12 protein-coding genes are annotated in these 20,936 nt (G+C 45.5%); 3 read left to right on the forward strand and 9 right to left on the reverse strand.

All coding sequences use genetic code 11. The features are described 5' to 3' along the window. Positions 1 to 240: 240 nt before the first annotated feature. The 9 genes from D1Z90_RS12530 to D1Z90_RS12570 form a co-directional block, all read right to left on the reverse strand. Positions 241 to 597 (reverse strand): hypothetical protein, encoded by a 357-nt coding sequence (locus tag D1Z90_RS12530; RefSeq protein WP_119911116.1) that lies wholly within the window; start codon positions 595 to 597, stop codon positions 241 to 243. Continuing rightward, positions 594 to 4,463, reverse strand: coding sequence for an RHS repeat-associated core domain-containing protein (locus tag D1Z90_RS12535; RefSeq protein ID WP_158587128.1), 3,870 nt, complete (start codon positions 4,461 to 4,463; stop codon positions 594 to 596). Before D1Z90_RS12535 ends, D1Z90_RS12530 begins: the two co-directional genes overlap by 4 nt. Before the next feature lie 18 nt (positions 4,464 to 4,481). Continuing rightward, positions 4,482 to 5,600 carry a hypothetical protein gene (locus D1Z90_RS12540; protein ID WP_198419169.1) on the reverse strand — a complete coding sequence of 373 codons (1,119 nt, stop codon included), beginning with the start codon at positions 5,598 to 5,600 and terminating at the stop codon, positions 4,482 to 4,484. Further along, entirely contained in the window at positions 5,597 to 6,313 is a 717-nt protein-coding gene (locus D1Z90_RS12545) for a DUF4123 domain-containing protein (protein ID WP_158587129.1), read from the reverse strand. The genes D1Z90_RS12540 and D1Z90_RS12545 overlap by 4 nt, the downstream gene beginning before the upstream one ends. A gap of 11 nt (positions 6,314 to 6,324) precedes the next feature. Then, complete coding sequence (locus D1Z90_RS12550; RefSeq protein WP_119911119.1) at positions 6,325 to 8,367, reverse strand: type VI secretion system Vgr family protein; 2,043 nt, start codon at positions 8,365 to 8,367, stop codon at positions 6,325 to 6,327. A gap of 101 nt (positions 8,368 to 8,468) precedes the next feature. Next, on the reverse strand, positions 8,469 to 9,212 hold the full coding sequence (locus tag D1Z90_RS12555) for a hypothetical protein (RefSeq protein ID WP_119911120.1): 744 nt from the start codon (positions 9,210 to 9,212) through the stop codon (positions 8,469 to 8,471). Beyond that, complete coding sequence (locus D1Z90_RS12560; RefSeq protein ID WP_119911121.1) at positions 9,209 to 12,853, reverse strand: hypothetical protein; 3,645 nt, start codon at positions 12,851 to 12,853, stop codon at positions 9,209 to 9,211. The genes D1Z90_RS12555 and D1Z90_RS12560 overlap by 4 nt, the downstream gene beginning before the upstream one ends. Beyond that, a complete protein-coding gene (locus D1Z90_RS12565) occupies positions 12,853 to 13,944 on the reverse strand; it encodes an NADase-type glycan-binding domain-containing protein (RefSeq protein ID WP_147378764.1) in 1,092 nt (363 codons plus the stop codon). The genes D1Z90_RS12560 and D1Z90_RS12565 overlap by 1 nt, the downstream gene beginning before the upstream one ends. After that, positions 13,901 to 16,141: a type VI secretion system Vgr family protein gene (locus D1Z90_RS12570; protein ID WP_119911123.1), complete on the reverse strand. Its 2,241-nt coding sequence runs from the start codon at positions 16,139 to 16,141 to the stop codon at positions 13,901 to 13,903. The genes D1Z90_RS12565 and D1Z90_RS12570 overlap by 44 nt, the downstream gene beginning before the upstream one ends. Positions 16,142 to 16,539: 398 nt before the next feature. Here D1Z90_RS12570 and D1Z90_RS12575 point away from each other — a divergent pair, with 398 nt between their 5' ends. The 3 genes from D1Z90_RS12575 to D1Z90_RS12585 all read left to right on the forward strand — a co-directional run bounded on the left by D1Z90_RS12575 (position 16,540) and on the right by D1Z90_RS12585 (position 20,797). Continuing rightward, positions 16,540 to 16,980 (forward strand): MarR family transcriptional regulator, encoded by a 441-nt coding sequence (locus D1Z90_RS12575; RefSeq protein ID WP_119911124.1) that lies wholly within the window; start codon positions 16,540 to 16,542, stop codon positions 16,978 to 16,980. 568 nt (positions 16,981 to 17,548) lie between these two features. Further along, positions 17,549 to 18,796, forward strand: a complete 1,248-nt coding sequence (locus D1Z90_RS12580; protein ID WP_119911125.1) for a phosphatase PAP2 family protein — start codon at positions 17,549 to 17,551, stop codon at positions 18,794 to 18,796. Between the two features lie 123 nt (positions 18,797 to 18,919). Further along, entirely contained in the window at positions 18,920 to 20,797 is a 1,878-nt protein-coding gene (locus tag D1Z90_RS12585; RefSeq protein WP_119911126.1) for a hypothetical protein, read from the forward strand. Positions 20,798 to 20,936 lie beyond the last annotated feature (139 nt).

The raw sequence follows: 20,936 nt of genomic DNA on the forward strand, positions 1-20,936 counted from the left end.
GAGTAATTGGTGCCAACTGAAGATCTTCCATCCAAGAATTTCTCAAATCCTTGCTTTTGGTGGGTGTCCTGTATATTCCTTACATACAGATAGATCTGGTAGTGGCCCTGATGGTCGGTTTAGGTGATTAAGTGGTCAGCTTGTCAGATAACCACCGGTGGTGGACTGAGTAAAAGGACACAATTACAAAAAATCACTTTTTTCAAACTGAAGTGTCAGGTCTTGTCTGAACTAATAAACTTAATCTAGCCACCTTCCTAAATTAGAACCATTAACGATTTCGCTATATGTTTCCTCATCAATCAATTTCTCACTGTAAAGTTTATCCAATATTGACTCTAATATCTCAAAATCTTCTGAGCATCCAGTGTTGTTGATTAGCATAAGGATGCATTTATCAAATAACTCAGTGAATTCAATGCGGCTAACTCTATCTTTTTTGAAGTTTTCATGTTGCTCTAGAATGAAATTCAATACGCAGTCCTTTGATGATTTATTCGCAAAATACTCTTCGTCTTCATCCTCTGACTCAAACTTCATCGCCTTATCAATCTGATGGGATAGAATTTTAATTTTCTCTTTTATGTCTTTTTTCATTCTACAACCTTATAAGAATTAGATGGGATTGAACCTTCAATTAATACCTCCTTGTCTTTTCTTGCATATCTATAAGCAGGGTCATCTAGCGCCTTTCCAGTGGAGGGGTCTATACCTTTTAATATATCATGAACTCTGGATAGCTCGATCTTTGAAGTGTCGACCTCAATAATAACACTTTTTTTTAATTTCCCTCTCTTGGGGTTTGCTCGCGCATAACGCTTTGCTGCTCTTTTTGAACCCAGTGAATTATATTGAGTATTCAAACTCCCATCATCAACATGCTGTTGTATTGAGTAATCTGCATTAATATCCTTAGGTTGTATGTCTTTCCCGTTAAGAGCATCTTTAGCTTGCGACTCTGTTAATGCTCTGAATTTTACTGTGGGCGCTTTTGGTTCAGGTAGAGGCTTAGAACTTGTAGAAACATCCCCCTCACAACACAACTCATCGCCTTTCTTATTCGCCAACCCCAGTGGGTCTATCCAGCCCGTAGGGTTAGGCACATATTGATAGTTATTGAGCCCGCCTGCAAGTCCAATCGGATCTAAGGTTAAAAACGCGGCGGTGTTGGGGTTGTAATAACGGTGCCGGTTGTAGTGCAGGCCGGTTTCTACATCATAGTACTGCCCCTGGAAGCGCAGGGGGCTGTGTATCTCTTCCACTTCCTGCTTGAGTACATTGCCGTAGGCACGGTATTGCACGCTCCAGACAGTGTGGCCCAGCGCATCGGTAATTTCTTGTGGGGTGCCTAAGTGGTCCAGCTGGTAGTAAAAAACATCCGGCGTTGCATCGCTATCCGAGGTATTGGCTTCGCCCTTAATCAGGGCCAGTGGCTTAAAGGTCCCCGGCTCATACAGATAGCTCTGGTAGTGGCCTTGATGGTCGGTTTCGGCAATTAAGCGGTCAGCTTGCCAAATAAACTCCGTCTCGACCGCTGCTTGGTTGGGTTGATTTACCGTTTTAGCGTAACGCCTACCAAAGGCGTCGTACTGGTATTGTGCTACTGCGCCGTTTGGCATATTGGCTTTGATTAAACGGTGCTGACAGTCGTAGTGGTAATGCGTCACTAATTGCTGATTTTTACCGCGCTTTTCTTTTATCAGGTTGCCAAATTCGTCGTATTCGAAATGGCAGTCTCCTTGAAAGGCTAAGCGATTGCCGGTGACCTGCTGTGTGGCTTGCTGGGTATGAGAGCTGTGATTGGCCTTTGGTCCCAGTGTTTGCGCCAGTAAATGGCCAGCCGGGTCGTGCTGAAAGTGCTCTTCAATATTGCCGCGAACAGCAGCCAAGCGGGCGAGGGGGTCGTATTCATAGTGCTTATCGCCTTTTACGCTGTCGCTGAGGTGGGTCAGCTGACCGGCGGCGTCATATTGGTAGTGGCGCTGCTGTTTAAGCTGGCTAGCATTACCTTTACTAAGCGTATGTTGCTGCTGGGAATGCGCGGTTAAACGGCCTTGTTCGTCGTATTGGTATTCACTGGTTAACCCGCCTTGCGTACGCCTTGTTTCAAGGCCGTGCTGAAATACATGTTGGGTAAGCACTTGACCATTTAAGCTGATGCCCGCGAGTTGGCCTTGCTGATATTGGTAGTCGACTTGTTGTGCGTCGGGCAGTTGCCAGCGTTTGATTTGACCGAGTTCGTCGTAATCATAAAATTGGCTCGCCCAGCCTTGGTGTTCTTCGGTCAGTTGGCCCATGATATCGTATTGCCAATACAAGGGACGCTCGCCGTCATCCACGCCAACTAAACGCCCTTGCGTATCATATTGAAACGCGATGACTTGACCATCTGGCAAGGTTTTTGTCATCAGCCTTCCCATGATGTCACGTTCGAAACGGGTTTCGAGAATCGTGCCAGCCAGGCCAATGTGGCGTTTTACGGTGAGGTTACCCTGCAAGTCATACTCGTATTCACTGGCGATGCCATCAAATCCGACTTCGCGTTTTACTAATCCATTCGGGTAGTAATGAATGAAATACTGCTCGCCTTTTTCATTGCTTATCTGAGAGACAAATCGTTGCGGGTTATCGTATTGGTAACGTAAAAAACTGCCATCAGGTTGAGTGCGTTGACTGACCAGATGAAGGTTATCATGGTAGTCGTATCGGGTTTGATGGCCATGCTCATCCGTTTCAAGGGTTATTTTACCGTAAGCGTTGTATTGGTATTGTCGAGATGATTTATTCGGTAAGACAATTTTGCTTAGGCGGTTGGCGTCATCCCATTCAAATTGGGTGATCGCACCGTTTGCTTCTTGGCGCAAAATTTGTCTGCCAAGGGCATCGTACCGATAGCGAATTTGTCCACCTTGAGGCAAATTTTCATTGATGAGTTGACCTAATTTGTTCCAGCTAAATTGATGTTTAGTATTATCTGGGTATTGGATGTCGGTCAACAAACCTTGTTTGTCGTATTGGTACTGGGTGGATTGGCCAAGGGGGGTTATTTGCTCGGTCACGCTGCCTTGAGCATTGTGTTTAAAGCGCCAACGGGCCTTACCTTGGCTAACCGTACGTAAGTTTCCTCGCACGAATTGATATTGTGTAGCTTGGCCGTCAGGTGATACTTTAGCGGCTAATGCGCCATTGCTATCATAGTGGTATTCGGTGATACCGCCGAGCGGGTCAACCTGCGCGGTTATTTGGCCATCTTCGTTGTATTGGTAATGAGTTTGGGCACCATCGGGATCTTGTTGTAATACTAACTTGGCATCTTCATTATGTTGATAAACTTCAGTGCTGCCATTGGCATGGGTAACGGTGACTTGACCGGCTTCATCATCCCAGTCGTAGGTCGCTTCAAAGCCGGTATTACTCCAATGTTTGATGGCTCGGGCGTGTTTGTCTTCGCCTTGCCATTGCCAAAAAAACGCAGCGCCACCTGCTAAAGTACGTTGCTTGATTAAATGATTGGCATGGTACTGATACTGTTCACCTTCACCAAGTGGGTTAGCATTCGCCACAAGCTGACCGGCATCATTGTATTGATAACGCTGCAGTATTTTTAATGTTTGCCATTGGTCACTGCCAGGGGTGAGTTGCTTGATAGCCAGTTGGGTGATGTTGTGCTGCTCGTTATACCCAAGAGTAAGGCTAATATTTTGCTCATTGGTCAAGGCCAGTGGGCGCTTTAGCGCATCGTAAGTCAGAGTCAAGCGATTGCCATATTGGTCGGAAAACCCGGTTAAGCGCGCAAAATCACCTTTGCGCTCAAAATGGCAAAACATACCGTTAGATTGCGACAATATGTATTCATTTTCGCTGCTACCCAAATAGATGGCTGATTTAGCCATCGGGTTATGCACACTAGGTGACTGCTGTGTTGGCTCTGGAAATTGGGTTTGATTATTTTCTGCGTCAAACCAGCTGACATTGCCGTCTTCAAAGACCAAGTTTTGAACAAAAGGGTGGCTCCAACCTGGTCCAAAACCTAAGTCTGTTTCTATCGAGCTGGATTTGTATAAACGTTTAAAATCAAACTCGATGATTCCAGGCAGGTGACCGTCATCAACTTTAAGCAGCTCTTCACCCGTGACCATAGAGATGGGACACCCGCTGGTTTTAGTATCGTCGGCGGATTGCGTTTTTTTCTCAGCTTGGTTAGTGGTGGCTTGATTGTGTTTATTGTTAGCTTCAATGACTTCTATTCGACCGTTCGCCCCCCCACTGCGTTTTTGTGAGGTAGCACCTTCGAGTTTGTTACCGTTTACGGGCTGCGTTTTATTCAGGTGAATGGCATGGCCGTTAACACCAGAGTGTGCCGGTTTACGAAGTATGCCAATATTTCCTTGTGTGTCCGCTTTTACTAATTTAAGTATTTTTTGTATTTTTTTGACTACATCAACCGCGCGTGTTCGTTTCATGGGGATCATGTTCCTAAATTAGTTGATAACAGCTGCAACACTGGCTGCATCTCTTAAGCGGTTAAGATTTTTGATAATGGCTCCGCCGGGTATCAATAAACTGATAACCACCTCTACGAGTATCGCTGCTAAGGTTTTGGAGGCTATATCAAATAATTGCGCAGGACTCAGTAGCTTACACCAGGAATAAATGGCATTGATGCATAAAAAACATCTGGCTTCGTCTTTTAACAAGGTGAGCAAGTCGGCCATTTCTTGTTTGGCGCTCGCCATCATTTGTTCTATTTTGTCAGCATCGGTATATTGCATGAGTAGTTTTTTTAACTTACTTGGATTAGCTAATAACTCAAATAAACCTTTGATTTCATCCCAAGCGTCGAGTACAGCGTCAATCATATTGTCAAAGAATTTAATGACTTCTTTGCTCATATCAATGCCATTGTCGAGGTAGTCTTGCCAGTCTTGTTTTTGTATTTGCCATTCACTGTCTAGCCAATTTGCGAGCTTATCTATGGTGCCATCATAAGAAGCCAGCAGGTTGGCCATATCTTGGTCTGTTACGTCTGGCTCAAAAGTAATTCTGAGGGGCTTTCCACCATAGGTTGCGGGATCCAGTTGTACTTCTTTAATGCCATTGGCGTCTACTTGGCCAGAGTAAGCTGGTCCTATATCGTGATACTTGGCCACTTTTTGCATACGTTTTGTGGCGCCATAGCCAGCTTCTACTTCCACGTATTCAACGCGGAAAGCTTGAATTTTGAAGGGTGTATTGGCAATAGGGACAAACTCTTCCGTTTCAAAATTATGCACTATGTGTAGCTTGCCATTAAGTGGACAAGTGACAAAATCTGTCTCTAGCTCATTACTGTCATAACTTGCTGAGGCTCGTTCTTTGTTATTGACGATGATGCGTTGATCCATCTCTAACACCCAGCTTTTCCACCAGGATGTCATGTCTTTTTTGTAATCATCAATCGAACTACAAAAAGCCTGCCTGATGTCTTGGTAATAGCTGTCAAGGTTCATCTGTGGTTGGCTAGGTGGGGATCCAGCGTTATTGTTTGTTGCAACACTTTGACTAGAAGCGTCATAGGCTTTCCCTGTGACAGCAGTCTGACTATTAGCATAAAATGTCATCGGTATACTTCCCTTGTGAGGCTTTCTATTAAGCGCTTATTGAGCTCTGGCGTTTGACCATATTTCCTTGTTAAGCGATTGACTTTTGCTGTGATGATCGCGGGAGGAAAAGCGAAGAATAAATCAGCGTGTTGTTCTTTAAGCCATTTCAAGGTGTTTACTTCCAAGGTGCGGGAGTCCTTCTCTTGAAAGCGCGTGAGTGAGGCTTTACTGATTTCAAACCAAGGAAACGCTTTTTCGCTGGCTTGGTCTGTCATCGCTGGGTTTGTTACTTGCTCAAGTTGACTGTGCCAAGCAGCAAATGGGCCCATCAATTGGCTTTTTTCTTGGTCCGATAATTGGTTTAATATCCCAAAGCTGGCGTCTGGATCGAAAAAGCGGAAAAATACGTGTTTGCCAGTAGGCAGCCAGATTTGCGAGATACTGCACAAGTGCTTTTTGGCTTCTGAAATAGACAGCGGGGTACTCACTACCAAGCCCCAATCATTTTGTTGTTGCGCCATTTCTTCAAAAAAACTGTCGTCGGGTAAAGGCGCAATGTATGGCATTGCATCTTTCCAGTTTGCGTATTCTGTTCCTGCCCATATGGGCATTACTTCTGCTGCACTATGGCTAAAGTAACACCGAAGTGGCTCGGCATCGGAAGTCGAGTTCAACACTATGTACTGATGGTAATGCGCTGATTGATTTATCCGTTCAATTAAATGTTTCATTTGACCTCCCATCAGACAGCACAACTGCCGTCTTTACATGGTTCACATTCTTCACAAAATGGCACCTTTGCCGACAACGTTGTTAATTGGGCTGGCGTTAAAGGCGGTAGCTCGTTAGTAAAAGCAACTGCTTGTTCCACGCCTTGTGGCAGTTCTGGCGGTTGGCCGCCATAACCTTTGCCTGAGCCAGCGCTGCCGCCAGCATTAAGGTTGATGGCAGGGCCAGATAGGTGCACGCCGCCGCCGTCAATTTTAATAAAGCTGCCGCCGGCTTTTAAAGTAAGCTCAGAGCCAGCTTCTAACACAATTTTTACCCCAGCTTGATGGTGAATTTCGGTGCCGGCTTTGACCAATTGCGCAGTGGCGACTTTTTCGTGGCGATTTTGATCAACAACATCGGTATGTTCATCGAGCGTGTGCAGGTGGTGATTTTGGTCGACGCTGGTGTGTTGTTGGCCGTTTATTAATTGATAGTCGTGGCGATCTGTTTGGTGATGGGCGTCTTGTTTGATGTGGCGCGCTTGATCGTTTTCTACCAAGCTGTTTTGATCTTTTTGCGCATGCAGGTAAATCTCTTCTTGGCCGACTTCGTCTTCAAACCTAAGCTCATTGTAGCCTTCCGCTTTATGGCTTTGGCTTCTTAATACGGTTCGGGTTTTATGCTCAGGCAGTGCATACGGTGGCTTATGGGTGGCGTGATAGGTGCGCCCAGTGATGATCGGTTGGTCCGGGTCGCCTTCCAGAAAGCTCACTATCACTTCATGGCCAATACGTGGGATCGCCATCGCGCCATATTGCGCGCCAGCCCAACCTTGCGCTACGCGTACCCAACAGCTGGCATTTTCGTCGTTATCGCTGTATCTGTCCCATGGAAATTGTATTTTTACTCTGCCATGTTCATCGCAATATATTTCTTCGCCCTTTGGCCCGGTGACGGTGGCAATTTGTGGGCCATCTACACGGGGTTTGGCGGTGATATCTGCCTTCCATTGGCGGTGCGCGGGCATCACGATAGCGTGGTTATGATAGCGGGTCATGCCTTGGTCCCCGTATTCTTGTAATGCTTGTGGCTGTTCGCCTGAATGGGTGACTTTGAGGCACTGCCAATCACGGTTATTGGCGTCGTTGTTGTGGTCTATTAGGTCAAACTTTAATCCCGCAAACAGGCTTGGGAAGTTGCTTTGTATCTTAGCCGTAATGCTGTCACGGTTGAGGTATTGTTGCCTGACATTGGAAAACTTGGCACCAGTACCATCGTCTTTGTAACGACCCGGAAAATCAAAGTGTTCGTAAGTTTGACGTTGAAAGTCTAATTCTACGCCTACTTGATTTTGCATAAAGCGGTAGTTCGGCTTTTTAAAACTGTAGTCTTGCAGTGCCACCTTAGCTGGGGTCACTTGGCTGTTTAAGGTTAAAGATGAGATAAAATGGGTTTTCGCGTAGCCACCTACTTTGGCGTTATATTGCACCGGCTGAGACAGGGATACCAAGGATTGGGCATCATCACAAAAGACCATTTCGTGTTTATTGTTTTGATGGAAAAAAAAGTAAAACAATCCCTCTTCTGCGGCAAGGCGGTTGATAAAATCGAGATCAGACTCACGGTATTGCACGCAGTATTCTCGAGTCGCAGGGGGGGTCTTAATGCTGAACGCGTAATCATTAATGCCCATCTCTTGCAATAATATGCTGATGATTTCTGCGGCATTCAATTGTTGAAAAATACGCGAGTTGTGGCGCAAACACAGTCGTTTTGCAGCAGGGCTTAAAATGAGTTTGTAGGCCGTGTGATGATGGCCAATATCTGCTTGGGTAAATGCACTGACTATGCCGTGAATATGGCGTAAGACTTCGCCATCTTGCCACAGGGTTAATTGCGCAGTCTTATCGACAACTTGTTGTGCGGTGATGCCACTCTGTTCGCTGACCAATTGGCATTCGAACTCAAACGGCGTTGAAAGTTGTTCATTGCCTGTAAAATTCGTGACAGCAAAAGTTTCTGGATCTAAGTCTTCGCAAGTTAAGGTAAATTGCAGCCCCGTTTGATCAGCCATAATACATTCCTTGGAAAGTGAAAAGTGAAAGCCCACTGCGAGCAGGGAGTGGTGCGCTAAAGTGTGTTTGGCCGCATGGGCTCAACAGTGATTTACAATGATTACTCACCTAGGCTGGCTCCTTGCGCTTGTTGCATTGTTTGCTCGATGCTGACGTGTTCTAGTATTGGTTTATTTGGTTCAACCAGTTGATAAAGCTCGGTTGCTGTGAGCTGGCCATTTATTTCTTCATACGCTACATAATATTGATGTTGGGGCAGGGTGACTTGTTGCTGCTTATGCTGCAATACGAGTGTTGGAGTCCCTTGAGCCAAACTGTTTGAGTTGAAATATGCAAGCAGCTTAAAGTCTGCGTTTTGACTAATTGGGATAGCCACTTGGTGTTGCTTGGCTACTTTTTCGGCGATGCTCGCGTCATCCAACAAAGGTGATAAAGTGCCGCTAAATAGCTGTCGGTACTGGTCGAACCAGTTGGCGTTAAATGGTTGTTTGATACCACAACGAAACTTTCGTATAGGAATATTGATGGCGCTGACCAAGTCAATATATACGCAGTCTATAAGGTTGGCTTGCTTGGCGTCGAAGGTAAAATATACTTGATCCATAAAAGCGGCATAGTAGATGGCAGTTCGCTCATTAAAAGTGCTTAGCGCTACGTATTGATTACTGTTGGTGGACGAGAATACTTGCTCTATCTGCCATTGTTTATCGCCTTGAGTGATCGTTAACGTGTTGTTATCTGCTTGACGAAATTGCGCTGTTGGGGGCTGCGCCGGGATATTGGTTGCGGCGTTTACTTGAGCCACAAAGCCAATCATTGCCACCAAGGCGGTAAATCCCATCATGAGGCTGGCCATTGCTTGGTGGCACGACTTGCCTGGGTCAGGATGCGTTCAAACTTGGTGGCGTCGTTGGCAATTTCTTGAGCGCAATCTCTGCCATTAATAATACGCCGCGCGTTAACATAATCGACCCCGCCACTGTGGATATAATCAGACAGCTTTTTGCCGGTGAAGGTGCCTTCTGCCATTCCCCACACCATAATTTTAACTGCGTGCAGGTGTTGACCGGCCAACTCAGGTTGGTTTACAAAGTCTATTTTCAGCGCGTCAGCGGCTTTTTGGTAGTTATTACGCCATGTTAAATGCACCATGCCGCGGCCTCGATACTTGAAGCCATCGCCTTGTTTGGTGTTACCGTTGGCGAGCGCACGTTGCTTCAACTGCGGTGTGGCAGCAAGAACCGGATCGTACTTGTTAAAATATGCTTGGTTGCCTACTTCGGGTTGTTCACTGAAATATTCGCGTTGCAAAAAGTTGTAGGCTTCTTTTCTGCCTGTTGCCAACATATACGCCAAGTGGTGTATGTTAGGCAGCTTATCTTGCGTTTGGTAATATTGGTTCAGGGCTTGGGTTAGACTGATAATGTTTGCTTCTGAAGCGTTGTTAATGGCGCCAAATTCTTCTTTATATAAGGTTAAAAAGCGCTGGCTATCAATTAGGTCGAGTGATTCAACCAAGTTCAGCATAGTGCAAAAAGCTAACGGATGAATGTGATAAACGGCTTCAGCATCTGGCAGTACTCCTGCCGGCACCTGGTCCCACCATGACAGGTTTTTGATGTGAGTTTTAGCATTTTCTATTTGCTGTTCATCGTCGATAAGGTCCGTTAAGTGTTGCCACTTTTGCTCTGTAAATAACCATTCCGTTGGGTGCTTAACAATATTGCGGCTTAATCGCTCTACGGTGGACTTGTCTGCTAAAGCATCGGCGAGTGCTTGCTCGTCATCAATGACATTGCCCGCAAACTGCATGCTTTCTAAGAGCTGATGGAAGTAGCCTTGTTCGGGTCGTTCATCAAAGTTTAAGTAGGGCTCGGTGGCTTCTTGCTCTAACAATTGAAAACCTGGAAAATTCAGGCTACTGCAAGATTCTAGTGCCGTTTCTGGTAGCCAAACTGAGTGCTTGGCTTGGTCTTGATTGGACGCCATTTGCTGTAGCGCTTCACACCAAGTGTCAATGGTTTTCGAGGGCAGGTTCACATTGACCCAAGTGACGCCCGTTTGATCTTTATATTGCTGGCATTTGGATTTAGCGAAGTAAGCCGGGTGAGATTGACTAAGCTTATCTGTTTCAGAAAAACTATAACATTCAGGGTCTTGGCTATGTAAGCCTGTTAAGGTTTGGTTTAAAAAAGTCCCATGGCTGCCAACGGATGTTGTTAATGAGTCGGTAATTTTCTCTTTTTCTATCCAAAATGTGGTTTGTTCGGCGGCGTTCATCGGCAGGGTAACTAGCCGGTAATCTCCTTGTTGGCTGCGGGCAATGCGCTGAGCGCTGCTATTGTATGCCACAAAATGCACTGGTTGATTGCTGACATCATTGCCATCAAACGAGGGGTAGTTTGCAAGGTTGCCACCGATGCCTTGATAGGTTTTTGTGGTTGCGTTCCATGCTTTTAAATCGCTGCGCTTAACTATTGCGGCATAAGCCATTAAGGTGATTTTTGCGTATTGTTTATCACTGCTTTGGCTAATGTTAATCTGCGCAAATTGCGGTAACTCAGCTCTCTCTGTGACCGCACTTTGACTGTTTCTATCGTACAAGGTGGAATTGGGCTGTAATCGATAGACGTTTTGTAGGGCAGGAGGCAGCTCTTGCTCGAAACAGCTTTTTATACTTTCGTCACAAAATATCTCAAAGTGAATACAGTGTCGTTGCAGTAGGTTATCACCGGGGTAGCCTAAGGTGTCACCAGCATTGATATCTAAGGGGTTATCTAAGCAGACCACTTTGTCTGTCATGCTTTGATCTAAGGTCTCATCGGCGAGGGTGATATTATCGGCATAGCTGATATACCTTTGCTCACTGACCGCTTGGCCCGCTATTTGTGAAACTTTTGCCCACCGACTGTCGAGTATCTGAATATTTATTTCAGTTCCATGAGGGATGACCTGCATTACCGTGCTGGCTTGATAATTTTTTTCTGACCTCATATTGAGACCGCAAAGCACCCTTTTTTGAGCGCTTGTTAAAGTATCTTCCTGGGTGGAGATAATAAATTCGCTATTGTCTTGTCGAGCCCGAGTAGCGTCCAGTAACGCATAAAGGTTTTGGTGTTGCTTACCTTCATGGTCGATGAATGAGACTCTGTGATAATGACGATTACGTTCAGCCTTACGCTGATATGCCGCACTTTCCGCTGCCGTCACTTCGCGGGTATCCAAGGTGACTTTTGCCCCATAAGGCGCCACCATCTTGATGGCTCCCGTTTTTATATCCCGTAGGTTTAAGCCTTGTGGTACGTCTTCTTTGGTGCTTATGGTCGCGGCTTGATTCTGACCCGCTTGACTGAGTAAAAAAGGCGGCAGGCGTTTTCGTAGCTGATTTTGGTATGCATTAGCGGGCTGCAGGTGCATATAAAGCGAAAAGAAGGACAATGTTTTGTTGTCTGCCAGCCTAATTTCATGTTTTAACAACACAAAAGAGTTGGAGTAGGTGCCCGATTTGGTGGTGCCGTTTTGTTGGTAAAAATGATGTTGATTTTCGGTCGCTAACCGATATGCGATCAGCTTTCCGGGGGCAATGGCTTGCACCGGTTTATTTTTACTAAAGTGAACTCCGCCATGCCAATGGCGGTTATGAGCGATCAAATAATGGCCAAAGTCACCACGAATATTATTCGTGCATAACTGTTTGAGCGTCATGTTTCTCAGAGGGGGGTACCAAAGGCTTGTCGTTGCTTTATTTGCTCGTGTTATTAAAACTTTTTGCGTTGGCTCTTGAGTTTCTAACAAGGTGTAAATGAGGGGCCTTTCGCCATCGTTGGCGCTATTGACGTCACTTAATTCGTTTGTGGCGGTACCAAAAATAGTGTGGTCTGATTCAAGCAGTTTGATTAATGCTTTGTAGTTATCCCAGCCCTGGATGACCTGGCAGCCTTCTGACCAACTTTGCGGGTTATTGCTGTTACCACCGTAATGAAGGTTATGGGTTTGAGACCTTTCTAATTGTTCATTGCTGTTTTTACTAAAATCTCGGTTCAGGTCTCTCAATATTTCGACGCCTGTGCCGTAAGGATTTAACGCACGATACTTTTTCCCGCTGGGATAGGTGTTGGCGTTGGCTAGCGACTGATGAGGTTTTGTTTTTTTGTGAAAATTTAGATAATAACGATGTTGGCCTGGCATTAATAAGCCAGTGCCAGCATTGCCAAACTCGGTGGAAAGCTTAAACTCTTGCACCTGTTTTGCGCCAGCTTGTTGGTATGCAACAAACAAGGTGTCATCGAATTCTTGGTTATTACTGCTGCATGGCTTACCGTTTTTAAACCCTCGAAGCGCAATTAAGTTCATTTGGCCGTCTGCGGTTTTAAATTGGTAGTTCGCCTCGTCTGCGTGGCCGAAGTGTTGTTGCGAATGGTCGACCAGGTGTTTAAGGAAGTCGTACTTTTGCTCAGCGGAGTATTGCGAGATATCTAAGGGCATTATTCTACCTTAACGGAATTCGCAGGCCAGCCGTGGTGGCAGCCTGGGGCTGAATCTTGAAAGCTGCGCCAATAAAAAGTGGGACCTTCTGGCTTAAGGCCGAGCGCAGGGGCTACCTCAATCCACTCACTGTCACCTTTTGTCGCGACTGTTGAACCAATAATGACAGGCTGTTCGTCTGACTTTTCAACGTTAAGCCAGGTTTCGAAAAAATGTTGCTGTAACAAGGACGCATTTGACTTGAAGTCTTCCAAGGGCATTGATTGAGCAGGTGCTGTTGTGTCGTTTTGAATTTGCCAGCCCGCTGAACCATATCTGAGCTTGTAGAATGGTAATCTTTGTTGCGCCCAGGGTTGGTTGGGCAAAGCGCTCAATTGCTGAATCATGGCGTCATAAACCGTCGGTTCAGCAAATGCGCGGCCAATCAGTTTGATTTCACTGATTGCCATGTCTGGGTAATGACTTCCTGGTAACGATGCCTGGATGGTTAAAGATAATTGCGTTACGGGCCTTTCTTCTGGCAACAACCAAAGGTGTTCAGGCATGGCTTGCGGGAGCTCGATATGGCGACAGCCTGAGCCTGTATTTTGCTCTGTTAACGATATTTGACCATATCTCAGGTGGCTGGCAGCGTATTTGTGCTTATCTATGCTGAGTGAAACTTGATAGGGCACCGCGTTAGCGACGTAAAGCTTACTCGATTTATGGTAGCCAGGAGTGAGTAAAAGACCTTGCAATTGAACAGGTGAAGCAAACGTTATCTCGATGTGGTGCTGGGTTTGGATGCCTGCTTCTCCTTCTACCCAAGCCGTCTCTGCTTTACCATCAAATAAATGAGCAGCATCATAGCGTAACTTGTCGTTGCTCGGTCCTGGCAATTGCGAAGAAACAGTGACTCTAGCTGGGTGGCCTTCAATGAAAACAGTTTGGGTATGATTAGCAAAACATGCATGACTCAGTACCAATAGGGCGAGTAGCATTAGCTTGTTAAATCTGGTTGTTTGGCTATTGATTCTTAACATGTTTTTAGTATCAATCAAGTCCAGTTTAGAGTGAAAAGATGAAAGGCTTGGTGGGCTTAGGCTTTTCATCTTTTGGCTCATCAGGTTGGCTTTTTAAAGGGCTCTGCGGGGGTAATTCTGGGGTGGCTGATGTGGCCGGTGCTTTGGTTGTTTGACTCGAATTAACCGCCTTTGGCGCGGACGGCTTTGAACCAACGGCGGTATGAAACTCAGGCGTAATGGTTTCTGGCTCTATGGCTGCTTCGATTGCAATCTCACCTGCTTGCGTGGCCTTCATTTTAGCTTCTGGCGCGGTTAATGAAGCACTGGTGGCTGTGACTTGTTCTACGTTGAGTGTTGTCGCTTGTTCTACTTCAATCGGCTTTTTGGCGGTTTCACCAGCAAAACTCGCCGCTGCAGAGGCGCTTCCCCCTGAGTTCATATTAACGGCAGGACCACTTAAGTGAACGCCGGCGGGATCAACTTTGACGAAACTGCTGCCGGCCTTTATGGTTATTTCAGCGCCGGCTTCTAACACTATTTTATCTCCCGCTTTGCAATGCAGAGCTTGACCTGCGTCGGTTAACCAAGCCTGACCCGCTTTAATATGTAAACTGCCGTTGATCACTAAGCTTTGTTGGCCTTTGACTTGATTATGATGGGTACCGTTAACCGTTGTGTGATTGTTCCCCTTGATGTGAGAGAGCTGATCTCGTTCAACGTGGCTGTGGTTGTCCCGCTTGATTTGAATCGCTTGGTCATTTTCAATTAACTGATTAAAATCTTTTTGGGCATGCCAAAAAATTTCTTCTTGACCCGATTCATCTTCAATTCGCAATTCGTTATAACCTTCACCTTGATGGGTTTCGGTGCGAAAAACGGTGCGCGTTTTGTGGTCGGGTAAAGTATATGGAGGCCGGTTATTCGCGTGATAGGTTCGACCTGTGATGATTGGCTGGTCTGGGTCGCCTTCTACAAAGTTAACGATCACTTCGTGGCCAATGCGAGGGATGGCCATGCTGCCGTACTGTGAACCTGCCCAACCTTGCGCTACGCGGATCCAGCAGCTTGCTTTATCGTCGTTGTCTGAGTAGCGATCCCAAGGGAATTGAACTTTTACTCGGCCGTGTTCGTCACAGTAGATTTCTTCACCTTCAGGCCCAGTAACGATTGCTATTTGTGGCCCGTCAACGCAAGGTTTAACATTGGCTGTTGCTTTCCATTGACGGTGACCCGGTAACAGTGTTGCTTGATTTTGATAACGGGTTTGGCCTTGCCCACCGGCTTGCTCTAGCGCCTGATGCTGCTCTCCTTGATGTGCCACATTGATAAGTTGCCAATCTCGGTTATGTGCTGGGTTAGGGTGTTCTCTTAGATCAAACTTGATACCAGCGGTCAGTGTTGGGTGGTTGCTAATAATGCTGGCTGTGGTGCTGTTTCTATTTAACCAATGCTGCCTTGTCGCGGCATATTTTTGCCCAGAATGATCGTTTTTATAACGCCCTGGGAAGTCAAAATGTTGGTAGTCTTGGCGTTGGAAATCCAGCTCTTGTCCCTGTTGAGTTTGTAAAAATGAGTAATTTGGTTTTTTAAAGCTGTAATCTTGCAATGCAACATTTGCGGATGTGATTTGGTTGTTGGATTGAAAGCTATTAATTGCTAGTTGCTTACTTGCCCCACCGCTGTTGGCATTGTAGATGATAGGCTTGGCAAGTGTGAACAAGGTTTGTGAGTCATCGGCGAAAATTAATTCATGTTTGTCTTTATGGTGAATAAAGTAATAGAACAAACCTTCTTCCGCTGCTAAACGGTCAAGAAACGCTAAATCCGTTTCTCTGTATTGAACGCAGTATTCTCTTTTTTGTAACGCCTGCTTGACACTGAAGGCATAGTCTTCAATACCCATTTCTTGTAATAAAATACTGATAATTTCAGCAGCATCAAGTTGTTGGAAAATACGGGAATTTTGGCGTAATTCAAGGCGTTTTAAGCTTGCGACTAAGGATACGCGATAAATGCTATGATGATATCCTGTATCACCTTGTTCCAGGCTGCTCACAACGCCATTGATGTGGCGTTGCGGTACTCCATCTTGCCATATGGTTAAACAAGCCGTTTTGTCCACAACTTGTTGAGGAGTAATGTCTTCTTGTTGACTGGCAAGTTTCAAATCAAAAATAAAAGGGCAAGATGCATGTTCTTGACCTGAAAACTCGGTGACAATGAAGCTTGACGCTGGGAGTTGATCAACTGTAAAGGTAAATTGTAAGCCAGTATTGTCAGCCATGGGTAGTTCCAATTAGCAAGTAAGCCTAGGCAGCACTCGGTGGTGACACCCAATTAGTCGTGCGATTTCGGTATTATTGGCAGGTTTAAGATGAAAAAGATGAACGTCATCTAGTTAGGCTTGCCGAGCTTTGTAACCGGTGCACTGAGAGAGATTATTGATCTTGTTATATTTTTATTTATCAGCGTGATGTTATTGAGGTATTTGTTAACTGTCAATCATACTAATAGATGGTTTTATAATGAAGGTGATCATTGTTGCCTTTTAAGGCTGTTTTATCGGTTTCAGTTGTCATGATGTTGCTTTAAGTTAACGTTACCTTGGCCGTCTATTGCTGTTAACCTTGCGGTTAATACTTGTCATTTTGAGTTACTTAAATAAAGTTAGGAGCCAACGCTATGAAAGCGTATCAAACCACAACGGGTAAAGCTTGGATAGCGATGCGCTTGATGCAAAACCATATACAACTGGAGATACAACAGCGTCACTCGGGTATCAATGTGGAGCAGTTGTTGATGTTGATGGAACTTGATTTTGAGGATGGCTTGCGCCCGACCGAGATTGCTAAGCGTATGATGCGAAGTAAAGGCACGGTGTCGAGTTTGTTACGTCACGCTGAAAAAAATGGCTTTATTGCTTCGGCTGCTGATGCTAGTAATCGAAACGCAAAGCGTATCTTTATCACTCAAGAAGGTAAAAAAGTGCATGACCAATTAGCGCCTTTGGTCAGTGCTGAACTTAATCTTTGTATGGATGGCTTTAACGAGCAAGAAATTGCGGTGGTTGATAAGGTCATGTTGCATTTAATAAAGCGCTTTAACCCAGAGTGGAATGGTTGATCATAGCGGTTTCTTATCATGGGAAAATGCCTGAGAGCTTAAGCTTCTTGGTGGCAAGGTGCGCTAGATGCATATTCATTGAATGAGCCTTTTACTTTCCCAAAGTAGCCCCAAGTGGGCAAACTCACTGATAAGCATTGCTGGATTAAAGTTTCTACTAAGCCTAAATGCCTTAATCACTCTTCACCGTTGTCGTAAAACCCCCTTCGCTGATACTTCATTCTTTACAAATAGTTCCATATTCAGTTTACGAATGTGCGGGATACATCCTTCATGTTTAATGTTAAACCTTTAACTTTTCTGCTCTGTAAATCAGTATGCCGTAATTTTTTATTGTGTTCCTGCCTATATAAAAACACTTAGCTTACATCTTAAAAAGCAATTGTAATCAGTTGTTTATGGTCGTAATTAATCATTTCTTGGTGGCTTTGAGGGCGAGGCTATCTGTGAAAACCTGTATAAGGTTTTATATTAAACCTAATGTCATTTTGTGTACGTATCCGGCAATATCACAATAGGTTTGATGTTGAACTAATTGTGATGTGCAAAGTTTTTATGGGGTATTTTAATGAATAGCATAACTAAGGTCATGCTGACAGGATCCGTTTTATTGGCGGCAATGGGTACGCATTTTCAAGCACGGGGTGGAGACAGCTACACTGAGGCTGGCGACTTGATTCAAATTTTGTTACCGGTATCAGCGATGGGGCTCAGCTTAGCTAAAGGCGACAATGATGGAACGGTGGCGCTGTTTAAATCTAGCGTCAGTACGGCAGTATTGACTCATGGTCTTAAGTTCGCGGTTAACAAAACGCGTCCCGATTTTAGCGCAGATAACTCGTTTCCTTCTGGGCATACTTCCGCGGCATTCAGTGGTGCGTCTTTTTTATACACTAGGTATGGCGCAAGTTGGGGGTTACCGGCCTATGCTTTGGCCGCATATACAGGTTGGAGTAGAGTACACGGTGATCGCCACTATTGGGATGACGTGATTGCTGGTGCTGGTATTGCGGTACTCAGTAATCTTTATTTTACGTCTCCTGCTTCATCTAACCTGGCTATTATGCCTTGGTCAAATAGAGATTCAACGGGTGTGCAATTAGCCTTGAGCAATGATTTTTTTGACCTTAAAAAACCATCCACGCGGTTTAATTTTACACAGCCATTGGTCCCTCGGTATCAATTTGATTTCTTCCTCGGAAGCGCGAATTTTAACCGTGTAAATTTACCTGCTAATGAAGATATAGTTGATAACGTTGCAGGGCATCAACATCACAGCGCTTCAGCAGCGATGTGTTGGCGGTGGTTTTATGACTCACGACAAACGTGGTCATTTTATACTCACCCCATGGAGATGAGAACAGCTCTGCACTCGACAGCGCCAGAAGGTCAGCATGTTCGGTATCAACTTTGGGATAATGCAATAGATTGGCAGTATCAGGTCTATCGTGGAGGCGATTTTGATGCATTTATTGGTGCTGGTTTACAGTTTCAGCATGCTGAACTAGCGACTTATCACAGCAAAAACTCATACAACGAAGTCAACGCGGTCAGTGAATGGCTATTTTTTCCTAAAGTCACCGCGCAAGTTATGTATCAAATGCAACCTAAAGTTGCACTGAATGTTAGCGGCGAACTCGGCCATAACGGTCAGGGTTCCTTAGCTATTGCAGACGTTTCAATGCGCTATGACTTTAATGCACAATGGGGGGCGGCGTTAGGTTGTCGTTATTATTGTCGCAGTCAAGAAACCAGTAAAACGCTAAAAGATGTCGCAGTAAATAATGTGTATCTACGTTTTGATTACCGGTTTTAAGAGGGGCATTAAGTGAAAAGTACGCGTTCTTTGCTTAGATGGATAAAAATTAATATGCAACATGTTGCATTTTAAGGGGAAGGCAGTAGATTACCCCAATAGGATAAATGAAGGGTGGTAAGGATGAACAAAATTCAACAAGGGTTAACGGTTGCGAGCGTATGTTGGCTTGTGGCATGTGGCGGTGGCAGTGGTGATAGTCATAATGCGTCAGAACCGGCTTCAAGCACCCCGCAACCCAGCTTACCAACCCCCTCAATCACGCCCTCATTATCACCTACAGAACCAGACGTATTAGCTGACGTAGCCTTGGTACCTTTGAATCACCCTTGGCTACTGCGGGCTGATTTACCACAAACCGCAAACCTAACAAGGTTTGATTGGTACATTCGACCGGATGGTGGCACTTTGGCGCAATGTAATGGCAAGGTTAACGCGCCTTATGGACCAGAAGCCAGTGGTGATTGTGCCATCAATCATCTGTTTGAAATATTACCGCCTGCGGGTAATCAGGCTGTATTACAAGGCGGTCAAAGTGTTTGGGTTGCCAAGGGCGAGTATGTCATGGGGCGAATTGCAGGGCGTTTTGATAGTTCGCGCTTTAGCGCCTGTGACAGCCATTGGCCTTGGGGGTGCAGCGCGCAAGCCGTGCCGAGCGGCACCGCAGCACAACCGACGCGCATTTATGGCGAAGGCTGGCAGCAAGGTTGTCAAGCACCGCCCAAGCTAATTGGGGTAGAGCGAAACAAACGGGTAATAAATTTAGCCCAAAGCCAGTACGTTGAAATTAACTGTTTTGAGTTAACCGACAATGCTGCATGCGCAGATTTTCACCTTCATGGTTATCGCAGTCCTAGTCACCCGCAGCACGAGGTGTATCTTGCGAAGCAGCAAGCGTGCTATCGCAGCGACGATCCCGAGCCACAAGGAGGGTGGGCCAGTGCAGGTATCTATGGACCTGACTTACAACATGCCTTGTTAAAGCAACTGAATATTCATGGTTTTGCCAGTGCCGGCATTATTGCCCCTAGGGTAAAAGACGTAAAAGTGCAGCAAAGCCGATTGGTTGGCAATGGCAGTGTAGGCTGGGAAGGCGACAGCCATGAAGGGGCCAGTAGTTCGGGTCTGATTTATTTTCAACAAACTGAAATTGCCTACAATGGCTGCGTAGAACAACTCGATGGACGCTATGATGGCTGCTGGGCGCAGGAATCTGGTGGTTATGGTGATGGTTTAGGGACCGGAGACACAGGCGGTAATTGGTTATTTGAACGGGTGAATATTTACGCGAATACTTCAGATGGCTTGGATTTACTGTATAACAACCAAGGCAATGTGGCTCTTTATGGCGTGCACGCTTACAACAATGCCGGTAACCAAATAAAAGTGGCAGGGGAAGACGTGTTAATCAGTAACTCCGTCATTGACGGTCAATGTGATTGGTTTAAGGGGCAAAGTTTGCTGGCCGAGGTTACCCATTGTCGAGCGTCAGGCGTCAGTATTTCGCTGTCTTTGGCTACCGATGCCGCCCGCGCGGTGTTAGTGAACAATTATATTACCGGCGTAGGGGATGGCTTAATTGGCGTCGGTGCGGGTCAAAAACGCAGTAAATTGACGAACGGCAATCAATTACAGTTAGTTAACAACCATTTTTACGGCCAAACAGAAGCGTTGCGTCCCAGTGATAACACGTTTTTTATCTATTCATCATCTAACTCAAATAATGCGCTAAATTACGACATCGACTTCAATTTAATGGGCGGTGATCTGAAATTCAGTCACGGTTTCCCTTCTTGTCCTCACGGTGCGAGCGATGTCTGTGCAACAGCCGAATTAGTCTCTATTCACACTGGCGAACCGGCGAATTCAGCGTTTGTTGGCAAAGGCGCTGGCGAGTGGGTTGGCACCAGTCTGTTGTGGGATGAGGTGCCAGCTGTGGATATTGATGGGAAAATAAGAGAAGCGGGGCAAAGGGCAGATATTGGCCCCTACCAGTTTTAACTGGGTGGCAAAGGCTGCTGCGTAGCAAGGTTTTGTTAACTTGGTCATGTTACTGTTAATGTTAACAAAATCTTTTTTGACTGATATTTCCAAACCTGAACCCCGTGTTACACTCATACTATTGAGTGTTTATTTAAAT

This window comes from Motilimonas pumila, assembly GCF_003596335.1.
In the GTDB taxonomy this organism is placed as follows: Bacteria; Pseudomonadota; Gammaproteobacteria; order Enterobacterales; family CBDFNC01; genus Motilimonas; species Motilimonas pumila.

What these genes read in the sequence shown, in the direction of transcription:
- D1Z90_RS12555 (WP_119911120.1), bottom strand. Translation starts at nt 9,212, where the DNA reads ATGATGGGATTTACCGCCTTGGTGGCAATGATTGGCTTTGTGGCTCAA.
- D1Z90_RS12530 (WP_119911116.1), bottom strand. Translation starts at nt 597, where the DNA reads ATGAAAAAAGACATAAAAGAGAAAATTAAAATTCTATCCCATCAGATT.
- D1Z90_RS12550 (WP_119911119.1), bottom strand. Translation starts at nt 8,367, where the DNA reads ATGGCTGATCAAACGGGGCTGCAATTTACCTTAACTTGCGAAGACTTA.
- D1Z90_RS12575 (WP_119911124.1), top strand. Translation starts at nt 16,540, where the DNA reads ATGAAAGCGTATCAAACCACAACGGGTAAAGCTTGGATAGCGATGCGC.
- D1Z90_RS12580 (WP_119911125.1), top strand. Translation starts at nt 17,549, where the DNA reads ATGAATAGCATAACTAAGGTCATGCTGACAGGATCCGTTTTATTGGCG.
- D1Z90_RS12585 (WP_119911126.1), top strand. Translation starts at nt 18,920, where the DNA reads ATGAACAAAATTCAACAAGGGTTAACGGTTGCGAGCGTATGTTGGCTT.
- D1Z90_RS12570 (WP_119911123.1), bottom strand. Translation starts at nt 16,141, where the DNA reads ATGGCTGACAATACTGGCTTACAATTTACCTTTACAGTTGATCAACTC.
- D1Z90_RS12545 (WP_158587129.1), bottom strand. Translation starts at nt 6,313, where the DNA reads ATGAAACATTTAATTGAACGGATAAATCAATCAGCGCATTACCATCAG.
- D1Z90_RS12540 (WP_198419169.1), bottom strand. Translation starts at nt 5,600, where the DNA reads ATGACATTTTATGCTAATAGTCAGACTGCTGTCACAGGGAAAGCCTAT.
- D1Z90_RS12535 (WP_158587128.1), bottom strand. Translation starts at nt 4,463, where the DNA reads ATGAAACGAACACGCGCGGTTGATGTAGTCAAAAAAATACAAAAAATA.
- D1Z90_RS12565 (WP_147378764.1), bottom strand. Translation starts at nt 13,944, where the DNA reads ATGAAAAGCCTAAGCCCACCAAGCCTTTCATCTTTTCACTCTAAACTG.
- D1Z90_RS12560 (WP_119911121.1), bottom strand. Translation starts at nt 12,853, where the DNA reads ATGCCCTTAGATATCTCGCAATACTCCGCTGAGCAAAAGTACGACTTC.